The sequence below is a fragment of the uncultured Zhongshania sp. genome (assembly GCF_963975605.1).
GTDB lineage: Bacteria > Pseudomonadota > Gammaproteobacteria > Pseudomonadales > Spongiibacteraceae > Spongiibacter > Spongiibacter aquimaris.
The window spans coordinates 1-11,783 of the sequence record NZ_CAXBHN010000037.1; the positions used below are offsets into that span (position 1 = coordinate 1).

The following is an 11,783-nucleotide window of genomic DNA, read 5'->3' on the forward strand; positions in this document are numbered from 1 at the left end:
CGGAAGTCGGAAGTCGGAAGTCGGAAGTCGGAAGTCGGAAGTCGGAAGTCGGAAGATTGAAATTTAGCTCCAGTGCGGCGTCAAGCTCAATTCTGGTTTTCCGCCAGCCCTCCAACACCAAACTTTAGACCAAGCACCAGCCCTTTCGTCCGTCTTCCGACACTAGGCGTCCGACTAGCCCTTCTTGGGCTTCACATATAAAACAAGGCTGTGATCTACCAATTCAAAACCGCGCTCAGCAACTAACTGACGCTGACGACTTTCGATAACTTCATCAAAAAACTCGATAACCTCCCCCGTCTCCATACAGACTATATGATCGTGGTGGTCACCTTTTTCCAATTCAAACACCGAGTGACCGGTCTCAAAATTATGACGAGTCACCAAGCCAGCCGCTTCAAATTGGGTCAGCACTCGGTATACCGTCGCCAAACCAACATCTTCCCCAGACTCCATTAAAGCGCGGTAAACATCTTCTGCACTAAAATGCTGATTATCACTCTCAGCCTGCTCCAGCAACTGTAAAATCTTCACCCTCGGCAGAGTAACCTTGAGGCCTGCTTTACGAAGCTCTTGATTTTCTATAGACATATGCCCTGGACCTTAGCGTTGCGATTGGGTTTGCGCTATTATCCCACGCCTCTATAAGCGATTGGAACCCTTAGCATGTATAGACAACTTGCCACAGCCTGCCTAGTCCTATCTTTGGCCGCCTGCAGCTCTTTGGAATTTCCTGGTGTTTACCGTCTTGCCATTGATCAGGGCAACATTATAACTCAGGAAATGGTTGATCAGCTCGAGATTGGCATGACCCGCAGTCAGGTTGAATATGTAATGGGCACACCGCTGGTGCGCGATACCTTCAACCCAGATCGCTGGGACTACATATACACCTTGAATGATCGTAATAACGACAAACAAGAACACCACCAACTAACCGTGTTCTTTCAAGACGGCAAGCTCAGTGAATTTCGCACTGACATCAAACCAAGTGCGGAAAAGCCTGCTGAGTCAGCTGCTGCCGAGCAAGAAGCCAAGTAATTAGTACTCCTTCAACATGATATTGCCGCATTCAGCGCCTAGCATGCCGTTTCCTGCAAGGGCGCGCTGGCGCAGTGCATAGTGGGCCTACTCAAGTCAGTGCAACGCGGCGGGGGCAGCATGCTCGGCGCCCGAAGGATCAGCCCTATGGCGGCCCATTGCTTCGTTATTTCCTCTCGACATAGCCGGAATGCCGTACCACCCACTATGCCTTCGAGAAAACGCCTCGCAATGAACCGCCATAAGACTGCCTGAACATCGCAATATCATGCTGAAGGAGTACCGTCTTTGCGAGCCTTCACTTTGGCGGCTCGCTGCTTGCGAACCTCTTTGGGATCCGCGATCAAAGGCCGGTAAATCTCTACCCGCTCACCGCTTTTTAGTGTTTGGCTGTCTGGCGAACTAACGGATTTACCGAATATCCCCAAATCTGCAGTCGTCAGATCCAGATCCGGAAACTGTTTATCCAAACCGGACTGCATCGCAGCCGAACGCACAGTACAACCATCTGGCACTTCCAGCGCCACAATACGCTGCCGATCAGGCAGAGCATATGCCACCTCAACATGAATAGTATTACTTTTATTTTCCATATTGCTCATTCGCTCTTTTTACAAGTGCATCAACTAAGTTATTCGCCACGGAATTAAACAACTGCCGCGTTGCAGACCCAACAATACTATTAGCGAGGGCAAACCGTAAATGCAAACTCACCTTGCAAGCATCGGCACCCAGAGGAAGCAAGGACCACTCCCCACTCAAATCCTCAAAGGGGCCTTCAATTAATTTAAGCCTCACGCTGCGACCCGGCGTCAATATATTGCTAGTTACAAAACTTAATCGAATTCCGGCGCGGGACAAATCTAAACGCGCCTCCATCGTGTCGTCGGTTTGCGACAACACTTCGGCACCAACACAGCCATCCATATATTGCGGATACGCTTCTACATCATTAATAAGCTGATAAATAATATCTGCAGAGTACGGCAGCAAAGCACTGCGTCGAATCTCGTTCATTCTGGGGTCCTAAATCATTCCGAGCCACCGACTATAGCTAGCTCGTCACACGCAAATACAAGCCAACAACCAAAACGGTCAACACGGCTGGCGGCGCAATATACCGCAACAATGCCTGCCAAAGCCAAAAAAACACCCCTTCAAACCAGCCATCTCGAACACCGTAGACCCGCTTCGGCACACGCCATCCGGCAAACAAAACAAAGCACCAGGCGGTGAGCGGCAGCAAAACATTGGCGGCTAGAATGTCCAACCATTCCATCAAACTACGCGAAAGCCAGCGCATACCCGAACTTGCTTGCATAGACAATATCGACAAATCACCAACCAGAAACACCAAGCCCCCGACCAATAGCGCTGCGGACCAACGCATTAGCCCCCAGCGTTCGACCAAATACGCGACCACTGGCTCCATCAGGGCCACAACCGTGGTTAAGGCCAAAATAAATAGCAGCACGTAAAATGCGGTACCCGCAATATCGCCAAACACTAAATTTCCGAATGAAAACGGCAAGCTGATAAATAGCAGCGCCGGCCCAGAGCCAGACACAATATGCTGATCAAACACTAAGGCCAAAATCGCCACGCCGGCAATAATCAATACTGCGGTGTCGAACACCGCCAAGGCAATTAGCTGCCTGGTTACCGAGCGGCCCGAGGGAAAATAGGCGCCATACGCCATTAGCGCGGCGGTACCAATACTCAAGGTATAAAAGGCATGCTGCAATGCTGAGAAGCCACCTCGCCAGCTCAGATCCTGCACTCGCAAATCAAACATCCAGCGCAGCGCTGACTGAAAATCCCCCAGCGCATAGCCGTAATAAAGCAGCCCCAGCAAGACCAATAACATCACCGGTAATAAAACCCGCAACACGGCAGCCATACCACGCACGACATTTAAAGCCGACAAGGCGATGGCCAAAACCAAAAAAATGCGCTGCCAGAATGACATCACATCCGGTGCCGCCAACAAATTCTGAAACTCACCGGCCACCAAATCCAAACTAGCCGCATCCATGACACCGGTCGCCATCTTAGCAACATAAGCGAGCAACCAACCAGACACGATTGAATAGTTAGCCGCCAGCAACAGCGCCGCAATACTTGCTATTTGGGTCACCAGAGACCAGTGCTTACTCGCTTTGGCGTAGTGGGCCAACTGGTCAATCGCATGCACGGGATTACCGCGCGCACGGACAGCGATACGCACTTCGGCTACTGCGATCGGCAGCATAATAAAGAACAGGCACGCCACATAGGCGATGAGATAGGCGCCGCCACCGTTTTGGCCAAGTTCCTGCGGCGTCCTCCAGAAATTCCCAAGACTGACCACCAAACCCGTGGCGGCAGCAAGAAACGTCCAACGGCTAGACCAGATTCCCTGTATTTTTCGTTTCTTTAAGGCCATACACCGATAACATCAATTTCCGCAAAGCAGCCATCTTTTTACCTGACCCCAATAGGTTTTGCCAGCAACTCCCTCTATAATCGTCCGCATGAGCAAAAACAAATCAAAAAACACCAGCGGCAACATCGCCCAAAACAAAAAGGCACGTCACGACTACAGCCTCACCGACAAATTTGAAGCCGGCATTGTGCTTCGCGGCTGGGAGGTCAAAAGTCTACGCCAAGGCAAAATTCAAATTACAGATACCTATGTCATCCTAAAAGATGGCGAGGCATTTTTGCTTGGCTGTAATATTACCCCGCTATTGAGTGCTTCAACCCATTTTGTAACTGACCCAACCCGTACCCGCAAGCTATTGCTACACGGTAAAGAACTGAGCAAACTACAGGAAGCGGTTCAACAAAAAGGCTACACCTGCGTGTGTACAGCACTGTACTGGAAAAAACATTTGATAAAGGCAGAAATCTGCCTAGCCAAAGGTAAGCAGGATCACGACAAGCGTGAAACTGAGAAGAACCGAGATTGGGAACGACAAAAAATGCGCATTGTGCGCGACCATAACTAATAAGAGCTACACGCCCTGCGACCATGAAAACTCTCTATTTACTGCGCCACGCCAAATCCGACTGGGATGACGACAAACTCACTGACGCAGACCGCCCCATAACCAAACGCGGAAAAAGAGACTGCCAACTGGTTTCGGCAGAGCTTCAACGTATTGAGCGCCGTTTCAGCCACGTATTTTGCAGCACGGCAAAGCGCGCACAAGAAACCCTGAAACGCTTTCAAATAGACTCTAATGTGTTTGATGACGCAGACATCGTCCACGACAATGCTATTTACACCTTTGAAGCGGCGAAATTGCTGGCCTGGCTAAAGGAACTCCCGCAGGCAATCGACAGCGCCGTGATCATCGGTCACAACCCCGCCCTGGCGGAACTGGCAAATTATTTATACGACGGCAAGATTGGGCATTTCGGTACCTGCACATTTTTAGAACTAGAGATCAACATCGAATACTGGGATCAACTTAGAGCCGACAGCGCTAAGCTTTCAGATATTATTCGCCCCAAGCAATTTCGATAATACGCCGCCGGCGACCAAGGACTCGAACTAACAATGACCGCCCACCCCGCATTAAAAGATATCAGCATTGTTAATGACGTACTCATCTTAAAGAAAAACCACAAACTTATTCGTCGCATGCAGCGGTCACTGCCCGGCCCAGAAATACATGGCGACCAGGTGTGGGGCTCATCATTTCTGATCATGGACTACCTACTCGAAAACCCGCCCAAGAAAAAAGTCAAAATCACCGAGATCGGTTGCGGCTGGGGAATATTAGGCATTTCCTGTGCGCAGCACTTTAAAGCCAAGGTAACCGCGATTGATGCCGATGAGCACGTTTTTCCTTATTTAGACGCCCACGCTTTGCTAAACGACGTAAAAATAAAAACCCGAACCGCTCGTTACGAACACTTAAAACCAGCAGATATGAAAGGCCACAGTCTCATGCTGGGTGGCGACATTTGTTTTTGGGACGCGCTAGTCAAACCGCTATTTTCAGCCATCGAGGCGGCACGGGAGGCCGGTGTCGGCACAATTATTATCGCAGACCCAGGCAGATCGCCGTTCCACAAATTAGCCAAACGCTGTCAAAAAGCATTTGGGGCGACGCTAATTTCACGTGAAATCAGCAGCCCCACCGAAATGAGCGGCGAGCTGCTGATAATTAACCAGTAAGGCCTATTTCTTCGCCTTCGACTTAGCGGCTTTTATCTTAGCTTTTGAGCGGTATTCCAGCTTTGCCATTCGCGGCAACTTCCCTGTACTCAAAAATTTATGCGTCAATAACTGAGAGCGAATTTTCGCTGCACTCGCCTTGCGCGGCCGAAACGAGTTGCTTTGCGCCGCATCAATAATTCGCGCCTTCACATTATCGGCCCACTGTAAATCAATAATAGACTGCAAGGTTTGCTGCAGCGGCTTGCTGTAGATCGGGCAAGTCACCTCCACCCTAAAGTCGATATTGCGCGTCATCAAATCCGCCGACGATATAAAATAACGCGGTTCACCGTTATTGCGGAAAATATACACACGGGGATGTTCCAAAAAGCCATCGACAATACTAATCGCTTCAATATTGTCGCTCAGCCCCTTAACACCTGGCACCAGCGAACACATGCCACGCACAATCAGACGCACCGACACACCCGCCGTACTGGCTTCATATAATTTATCGATTAATTCGCGATCGACCAAATTATTGCACTTCAGTGTAATCCCGCATTCACGGCCTTTTTTAGCATTGTGAATTTCTGTCTCAACCAAGCCCAGCAGACGTTCACGACTATTTAGCGGAGACACACCCAGATGCTGAAATTCATGACGCTTGTAGTTGTAGGCAATAAAATCGAAGACCTTCGCCACCTCATCGCCAATGGCTTGATCATACGTCAGTAGACTAAAATCGGTGTAAACCGTGGCGGTCTTCTCATTAAAATTACCCGTGCCGATATGAGAGTAAAACTTTTGAACGCTGCCCTCCTGACGCACAATCGAAATCAATTTGCTGTGCACCTTCAGTCCCGGCACACCCAAAATCACATTCACACCACCGTCGGTAAGACGCTGAGATAACGCGATATTGGCCTCTTCATCGAAGCGAGCCTGCAACTCAACCACCACGGTCACTTCTTTGTGGTTAGCGACCGCATTTAATAAGGCGTCCACCACATGAGAATTAGACGCCACCCGATACAAACTGGCCTTTATACTTTTTACTGCAGGGTCAATCGCCGCAGTCTTGAGCAAGTCGGTTAAATAATTAAAGCTGTGGTAGGGGTAATGAAGCAGAATATCCTGCTGGCGCAAACACGCCAGAATATTTGCGGCCTGATCAATCGCCGGCACAGGAATGACCGGCAGCGGCTTATTATCTAAATACGCGGGCCCCAGGTTCGGGAAGCGCATAAAGTCCTTGGAATTATGATAGCGGCCGCCTGGAATCATAGAGTCTAACCGGCCCAAGCCCAATCGCTTAACGAGATATTCCAGCAAGTCATTCGGCATCGCGCTGTCGTATACAAAACGAACCGGGTCGCCTTTCTTACGACGCTTTAAACTCTGGGTCATTTTTTCAACGAAGGTGTGCGTTACTTCCTCACCCAGCTCCAGATCCGCATCACGGGTTAACTTTATGGTGTAGGCCGCGGTCTCATCCATCGGGAAAATCCCGCGGAAAACCTCCGGCAGACACACTCGAATCATATTTTCCAAAGCAATGAGCACCTTGCCACGCTTGCCCTTGCGACCGGGAATGCGGATGAAGCGATCCAGGCGAGTCGTCGGAATTTCAAGCAGGGCAAAACGGGTTTGCTGCTCACTACTCAGCTTAATCGCCAAGTAGATAGACGCGTCATTTAGTTCGGGAATGGGATTGGCGTCATCGAGAATAATCGGAACCAACTCTTGCTGAATGTGCGAATGAAAATAGCTGCGCACAAACTTAGTTTGGGGCTCGTCCAGCTGACGTTCATTTATCAAGTAGATCTTGCGGCGCCGCAGCTCTTTCAAATTTTCACGGTACATCGCGTCAAAGCGTTGCTGTAACTTCATCACCTTCTGGCGAATTTCTTCTAGCAAGACTTTGAACTCTTCTTGCTTAGATGGCGGCGAAAATGCGGCTAAGCGCCGAACATCGGCAACCCGCACCCGAAAAAATTCATCTAGATTGTTTGAGAAAATCCCCAAATACCGAATGCGCTGAATTACCGGCACATCAGGATCAGCGGCCTCCTGCAAGACCCGCTCATTAAACGAAAGCCAACTCAGCTCTTTAGCAACCCACGCCGTCACTTCGCTCTGCCCGCTCATTACCCGCCCTTCCACTTAAAAGTGTCATAAAAACAACACATCAGCTTAATAAAAAATCATGTCACTAATATGACACATATAAGCAGTCGATTTTGGCCTGCCCAGCCGATACACTAAACCTTCACCAAGGAAATATTATTACAATGGCCCAAAATAGCGACTCCTACGCTGCCCTCGACCTGGGCTCAAACAGCTTTCACCTGCTCATTGCCAGTTTTCATGACGACAAACTCCGCGTCATAGATCGCCACAAAGACATGGTTAGACTTGCCGCTGGCCTGGACGACGATGGTCGCCTCAGCGACGCCGCTCAAGAGCGCGCCCTAGAAAGCTTAACAAAAATGGCGGACCGCTTGCGCGGTGTGCCACGCCGGCAAATTCGCATCGTAGGTACCAACACCCTCCGCGCCGCCAGCAATGCCAACGAATTTATGGCAAAGGCCGAAGCCGTACTCGGACTGCCCATCAATATTATCTCCGGCACCGAAGAGGCCCGCTTAGTTTACCTAGGCGTCGCCAACGACTTCGCACCGGAAAAACAACGCCGGCTTGTCCTCGATATTGGCGGAGGCTCTACCGAGCTCGTCATTGGCACCAACACGCCACGTCAACTAGAAAGCCTGCCAATGGGCTGCGTTAGCTTCAGCATGCGCTACTTTAAAAACGGTGACATCAGCGAAAAAGCCTTCAAAAAAGCCGTCAACGCCGCACGCCAAATGATCGGTCCCTACGTAGAGCCCTTTCGCGCGCAGTGGGATGAAGCCGTCGGCTCGTCGGGCACTATCCGCAGCATCGGCAAAATTCTCGCAGAACAACAATTCAGCGAAGCCGGCTACATCTCCGCTGACGGCCTGGAAAAGCTCAAAGACCAGGTACTAGCAACTGACAACAGCCGCAACCTAAATATCCCCGGCTTAAGCGACGATCGCAAAGACGTGTTTGTCGGCGGCTTCGCGGTGCTCTATGCACTATTTCAAGAACTCGACATGCAAGGCCTACACGTTTCAGCCTACGCGATTCGGGAAGGCATCATCCACGACCTCGCCGGTCGCCTTCACCACCGCGACAAACGCGAAGACACCATCAAACAATTTATCATTCAATACGGCATAGACGGCCCGCAGGGCAACCGCATTGCCGACTTGTGCTCACGCTTCCTGCCCGCGGTGGCAAATCACATCAGCACGACGGAATCAGAAGCAGATGCCCTGTTGCGCTGGGCCGCCCAACTTCACGAGCTCGGCCTGGCCATCGCCCACGGTGGCTACCACAAACACGGTGCCTACATTCTTGGCAACGCCGATATGCCGGGATTTTCCCGTCAAGAACAAGCGCGACTCAGCTTTTTAGTCGCCAACCATCGCCGCAAACCCAAACAACTCAACACCGCAACTTACGGTGTCACTGCTGATTGGCCGCTGGTCTGTGTACTCCGCCTCGCCTGTATTTTTTATCGACGCCGACAACCCAAAAAACTGCCTGAGGAAATCAATCTAAGCAGCAGTGGCCCAGACGAACTATCGCTTTCAATCCCCGAAGATTGGCTCAACATAAATCCGCTTATTGCCGCCGATCTTGAAGACGAAGCCGAGCTTCTCAATAAGTCGCTCAACATCAAACTACGTATAGAACGCAAAAACTAAGTCGGCAACTCACTGGCCGCAAGCAACGCAAAGCGTTACACTTAGCGATCTGGGGCCGATTTGGATTCGACGCCGGTTACAACGCTCTGAGGTGCATGCCGTGATGACAGCCAATCACGTAAATCCAAAGCTGTAAACCTAATAGTTGCCAACGACGACAACTACGCTCTAGCCGCTTAAACCCCGGTTAGCGGTCGCTACCAGATGCTTGTAAATGGGACGCGACTGTCATATAGAACAAGCTAGCGAGCAAAGCCTGTCTGAGGCGGAGCCGCGAAACACTTAATCAGAATCGCCAATAACGTCCTGACCGTCGGGCTGTTTGCGGTTAAATCAATTGACGGAGACCAAGCATGTGAAGAGCCCTGAGTGGCGGACTGACGGACGCGGGTTCAATTCCCGCCGGCTCCACCAAAAACACTTCCAAGGGAAACCGAGGAAGGCCTTAAACCCCAGTAAATATGGGGTTTTTTGTTCCTGAATGGCCTATAGAGACCCGAGGTATCTATTGCAATCCAGCACCAAATGGGGGTATAAATGGGGGTAATTGGCTACCCCCAGCATTTGATACCCCCAAATTGGTACCCCCATGAAACTCTCAGCTATAACAGTCAAAGAGGCGCTTCCGAGAACCAAGGCATACAAACTTAGCGACGGGGGTGGCCTGTTTTTACTGGTTAACCCCAGCGGTAAAAAATATTGGCGCTTTAAGTACCGATATACAGGCAAAGAAAAACTTTTGGCGCTGGGTGTATATCCTGACGTTTCGCTGAAATCGGCACGAACAAATCACCGTGACGCCCAAGACTTACTGAAAACAGGCATTGATCCATCAGCCCAGCGCAAAGCAGCCAAACTAACTAAGAACACAGCTGCTGCAAATAGCTTCCAGCTAGTCGCCTTAGAATGGTTCAATAACCAAAAAGCAAAATGGGCAGAAAGTCATTGGAGTAAAGTCGAGCGAATGATGGAGCGGGACTTATTCCCCCACCTCGGCAACCGGCCATTAAAAGAGATCACCCCGCCAGAGCTATTAGCTGTACTACGAAAAATTGAAACTCGTGGCGCTCTTGAGTCTGCCAAGCGCACAAAGCAGATAGCCGGTCAGATATTCCGCTACGGTGTGGCAACAGGTCGATGTGAACGCGATCCAGCGCAAGACCTTAACGGCGCACTAGCCACCCCAGTTAAACAACACCTTTCAGCGATAACCGACTCCAAGTTAGTCGGCCCCCTACTAAACGCCCTAGATGACTATCAGGGTACCGCAGTTGTCAAAGCAGCCCTTCGCCTTGCCCCGCTCACTTTTGTGCGCCCCGGAGAATTACGGAAGGCAAAATGGCCAGAAATTGATTTCGACAAAGCCGAATGGCGCTACTACGTCACCAAAACAAAATCTGACCATATCGTGCCGTTGTCAACACAAGCCATCAAAATACTACAAGAGCTTCAACCACTGACCTGTAACAGCGAGTACGTATTCCCAAGCGCGAGAACACTTAGCCGACCAATGAGTAACAACGCAGTGTTATCGGCAATGCGCCGAATGGGGATCGGCAAAGATGAAATGTGCGGACATGGCTTCCGAGCAATGGCGCGAACAATACTGGATGAAGAATTGCAATTTCGCCCTGACTGGATAGAGCATCAGTTAGCCCATGCGGTAAAAGACGTTCACGGCAGAGCCTACAACCGCACTTCCCATCTTAAAGAACGAAAGAAGATGATGCAAAGCTGGTCTGACCACCTCGAAAAATTGAAAAGTGCAGCAATGACTAATGATTATAAAACCATACAATAGCATCTTATCGGATATTAATTCTTAGTTCACAATTCGCGATCAACAGTAGTTGAAACTAGTTTCGCCCCACTGAAATCATAGTCATCAATAAGGTTGGCGTGGATATGGCAGTTGAAAAAGCTGGTACCATCAAGCAACGCGCCCTCGAATCTAGTATTTCCATCAAACACACAGTGGTCAAAGCAAGCACCTCGGAGGTCTGCACGGGTAAATTCTGCAAAACCGAAGTGCGACATATAAGCATACAATTCGGTTAAATCACTATAATCAAAACTAGCCACACCGCAGTCAGTCTTTAATATTTGAAATTTTCCGCAGCATTCAATCAATTTAGCAGCAGTTAAATTAGCACCCGAAAACTCCACCCCCGCCAGATCAACCCCGCTAAAATTAGCGGAGGATAAGTCGGACTGCTCGAAAATTACATCCCGAATATTAGAAAAACTGAAATCCGCATACTTAGCATAAACCAAATCAAAATTTGCCGAGTCGCAATCAGCTTCATGAAAGTCTGCCCTGTGTAAAGACGCTCTCTTAAAATAGCTTGACCGCAAATACGCTCCATGCAGTAGAGCGTTATCTAAATATGCTCCCTCAAAATTTGCTTCCTCCAATATTGCACCACCAAAAACCGCGCCTTTCAAGAAGCTTTGAGAAAAAGTAGCTCGAGAAAAATTTCTCTTCCGAAAATCTGCATCCTCAAGACGCTCAAAATTAAAATTTGCGCGGCCACCTCCCCTACCCCCAAGCCATAACCGATGCAATTCTTCGGAATAAGCAATATCAACATTCTCGAATTCCTCCCCCCCCGAAAGCTCACTAACTCGAAGTTTCACATATATTGCTTTTGCTTTTTCATCCTCACCATCCGACATAGAAAAAGCGCGGGCATATAAATCTCTATCATAACTATCGTCCTCAAGCTCTCGATAGGCATATCCATAACCCGTGGTGCATTTAGGAAAGGGGTAAGTTACTCACCCTCACAAAGAGGTTA

At 49.6% G+C, this 11,783-nt stretch carries 12 protein-coding genes and 1 other RNA gene; 7 read left to right on the forward strand and 6 right to left on the reverse strand.

Going from position 1 to position 11,783, the window contains the following annotated elements:
• Positions 1-174: 174 nt before the first annotated feature.
• Positions 175-591: a ferric iron uptake transcriptional regulator gene (fur, locus tag AAC007_RS17090; protein ID WP_295875310.1), complete on the reverse strand. Its 417-nt coding sequence runs from the start codon at positions 589-591 to the stop codon at positions 175-177.
• A 75-nt stretch (positions 592-666) separates the two neighbouring features.
• On the opposite strand from fur, the gene bamE reads away from it, so the two are divergent.
• Complete coding sequence (bamE, locus tag AAC007_RS17095) at positions 667-1,041, forward strand: outer membrane protein assembly factor BamE (RefSeq protein WP_339678408.1); 375 nt, start codon at positions 667-669, stop codon at positions 1,039-1,041.
• A gap of 266 nt (positions 1,042-1,307) precedes the next feature.
• On the opposite strand, the gene AAC007_RS17100 is transcribed toward bamE, so the two are convergent.
• The 3 genes from AAC007_RS17100 to AAC007_RS17110 are packed head-to-tail and all read right to left on the reverse strand — an operon-like array spanning position 1,308 to position 3,466.
• On the reverse strand, positions 1,308-1,634 hold the full coding sequence (locus AAC007_RS17100) for an RnfH family protein (protein ID WP_296436174.1): 327 nt from the start codon (positions 1,632-1,634) through the stop codon (positions 1,308-1,310).
• Positions 1,624-2,058 carry a type II toxin-antitoxin system RatA family toxin gene (locus AAC007_RS17105; protein ID WP_339678412.1) on the reverse strand — a complete coding sequence of 145 codons (435 nt, stop codon included), beginning with the start codon at positions 2,056-2,058 and terminating at the stop codon, positions 1,624-1,626. The genes AAC007_RS17100 and AAC007_RS17105 overlap by 11 nt, the downstream gene beginning before the upstream one ends.
• 37 nt (positions 2,059-2,095) lie before the next feature.
• Complete coding sequence (locus AAC007_RS17110) at positions 2,096-3,466, reverse strand: sodium-dependent transporter (RefSeq protein WP_339678415.1); 1,371 nt, start codon at positions 3,464-3,466, stop codon at positions 2,096-2,098.
• Between the two features lie 88 nt (positions 3,467-3,554).
• Between AAC007_RS17110 and smpB the strand changes: the two genes are divergently transcribed.
• The 3 genes from smpB to AAC007_RS17125 are packed head-to-tail and all read left to right on the forward strand — an operon-like array spanning position 3,555 to position 5,209.
• Positions 3,555-4,031, forward strand: a complete 477-nt coding sequence (gene smpB / locus AAC007_RS17115; RefSeq protein WP_219042684.1) for an SsrA-binding protein SmpB — start codon at positions 3,555-3,557, stop codon at positions 4,029-4,031.
• 23 nt (positions 4,032-4,054) lie between these two features.
• The gene (locus AAC007_RS17120; protein WP_339678420.1) at positions 4,055-4,552 is read left to right on the forward strand and encodes a histidine phosphatase family protein; all 498 of its coding nucleotides are present in this window, start codon (positions 4,055-4,057) and stop codon (positions 4,550-4,552) included.
• Between the two features lie 33 nt (positions 4,553-4,585).
• Positions 4,586-5,209: a methyltransferase domain-containing protein gene (locus tag AAC007_RS17125; RefSeq protein WP_219042686.1), complete on the forward strand. Its 624-nt coding sequence runs from the start codon at positions 4,586-4,588 to the stop codon at positions 5,207-5,209.
• Between the two features lie 3 nt (positions 5,210-5,212).
• Here AAC007_RS17125 and ppk1 read toward each other — a convergent pair whose 3' ends face one another.
• Positions 5,213-7,342 (reverse strand): polyphosphate kinase 1, encoded by a 2,130-nt coding sequence (gene ppk1 / locus AAC007_RS17130; protein ID WP_339678422.1) that lies wholly within the window; start codon positions 7,340-7,342, stop codon positions 5,213-5,215.
• Positions 7,343-7,485: 143 nt separating this feature from the next.
• Here ppk1 and ppx point away from each other — a divergent pair, with 143 nt between their 5' ends.
• The 3 genes from ppx to AAC007_RS17145 all read left to right on the forward strand — a co-directional run bounded on the left by ppx (position 7,486) and on the right by AAC007_RS17145 (position 10,786).
• Complete coding sequence (ppx, locus tag AAC007_RS17135; RefSeq protein ID WP_296436177.1) at positions 7,486-8,985, forward strand: exopolyphosphatase; 1,500 nt, start codon at positions 7,486-7,488, stop codon at positions 8,983-8,985.
• 51 nt (positions 8,986-9,036) lie between these two features.
• Positions 9,037-9,399: a transfer-messenger RNA gene (ssrA, locus tag AAC007_RS17140) on the forward strand.
• Between the two features lie 175 nt (positions 9,400-9,574).
• Positions 9,575-10,786 (forward strand): integrase arm-type DNA-binding domain-containing protein, encoded by a 1,212-nt coding sequence (locus AAC007_RS17145; protein WP_339678425.1) that lies wholly within the window; start codon positions 9,575-9,577, stop codon positions 10,784-10,786.
• Positions 10,787-10,812: 26 nt separating this feature from the next.
• Here AAC007_RS17145 and AAC007_RS17150 read toward each other — a convergent pair whose 3' ends face one another.
• Positions 10,813-11,661 carry a pentapeptide repeat-containing protein gene (locus AAC007_RS17150; RefSeq protein WP_339678427.1) on the reverse strand — a complete coding sequence of 283 codons (849 nt, stop codon included), beginning with the start codon at positions 11,659-11,661 and terminating at the stop codon, positions 10,813-10,815.
• Positions 11,662-11,783: the final 122 nt, after the last annotated feature.

Coding starts and splice junctions, on each gene's coding strand:
- fur (WP_295875310.1), bottom strand. CDS start 591: ATGTCTATAGAAAATCAAGAGCTTCGTAAAGCAGGCCTCAAGGTTACT.
- bamE (WP_339678408.1), top strand. CDS start 667: ATGTATAGACAACTTGCCACAGCCTGCCTAGTCCTATCTTTGGCCGCC.
- AAC007_RS17100 (WP_296436174.1), bottom strand. CDS start 1,634: ATGGAAAATAAAAGTAATACTATTCATGTTGAGGTGGCATATGCTCTG.
- AAC007_RS17105 (WP_339678412.1), bottom strand. CDS start 2,058: ATGAACGAGATTCGACGCAGTGCTTTGCTGCCGTACTCTGCAGATATT.
- AAC007_RS17110 (WP_339678415.1), bottom strand. CDS start 3,466: ATGGCCTTAAAGAAACGAAAAATACAGGGAATCTGGTCTAGCCGTTGG.
- smpB (WP_219042684.1), top strand. CDS start 3,555: ATGAGCAAAAACAAATCAAAAAACACCAGCGGCAACATCGCCCAAAAC.
- AAC007_RS17120 (WP_339678420.1), top strand. CDS start 4,055: ATGAAAACTCTCTATTTACTGCGCCACGCCAAATCCGACTGGGATGAC.
- AAC007_RS17125 (WP_219042686.1), top strand. CDS start 4,586: ATGACCGCCCACCCCGCATTAAAAGATATCAGCATTGTTAATGACGTA.
- ppk1 (WP_339678422.1), bottom strand. CDS start 7,342: ATGAGCGGGCAGAGCGAAGTGACGGCGTGGGTTGCTAAAGAGCTGAGT.
- ppx (WP_296436177.1), top strand. CDS start 7,486: ATGGCCCAAAATAGCGACTCCTACGCTGCCCTCGACCTGGGCTCAAAC.
- AAC007_RS17145 (WP_339678425.1), top strand. CDS start 9,575: ATGAAACTCTCAGCTATAACAGTCAAAGAGGCGCTTCCGAGAACCAAG.
- AAC007_RS17150 (WP_339678427.1), bottom strand. CDS start 11,661: ATGTCGGATGGTGAGGATGAAAAAGCAAAAGCAATATATGTGAAACTT.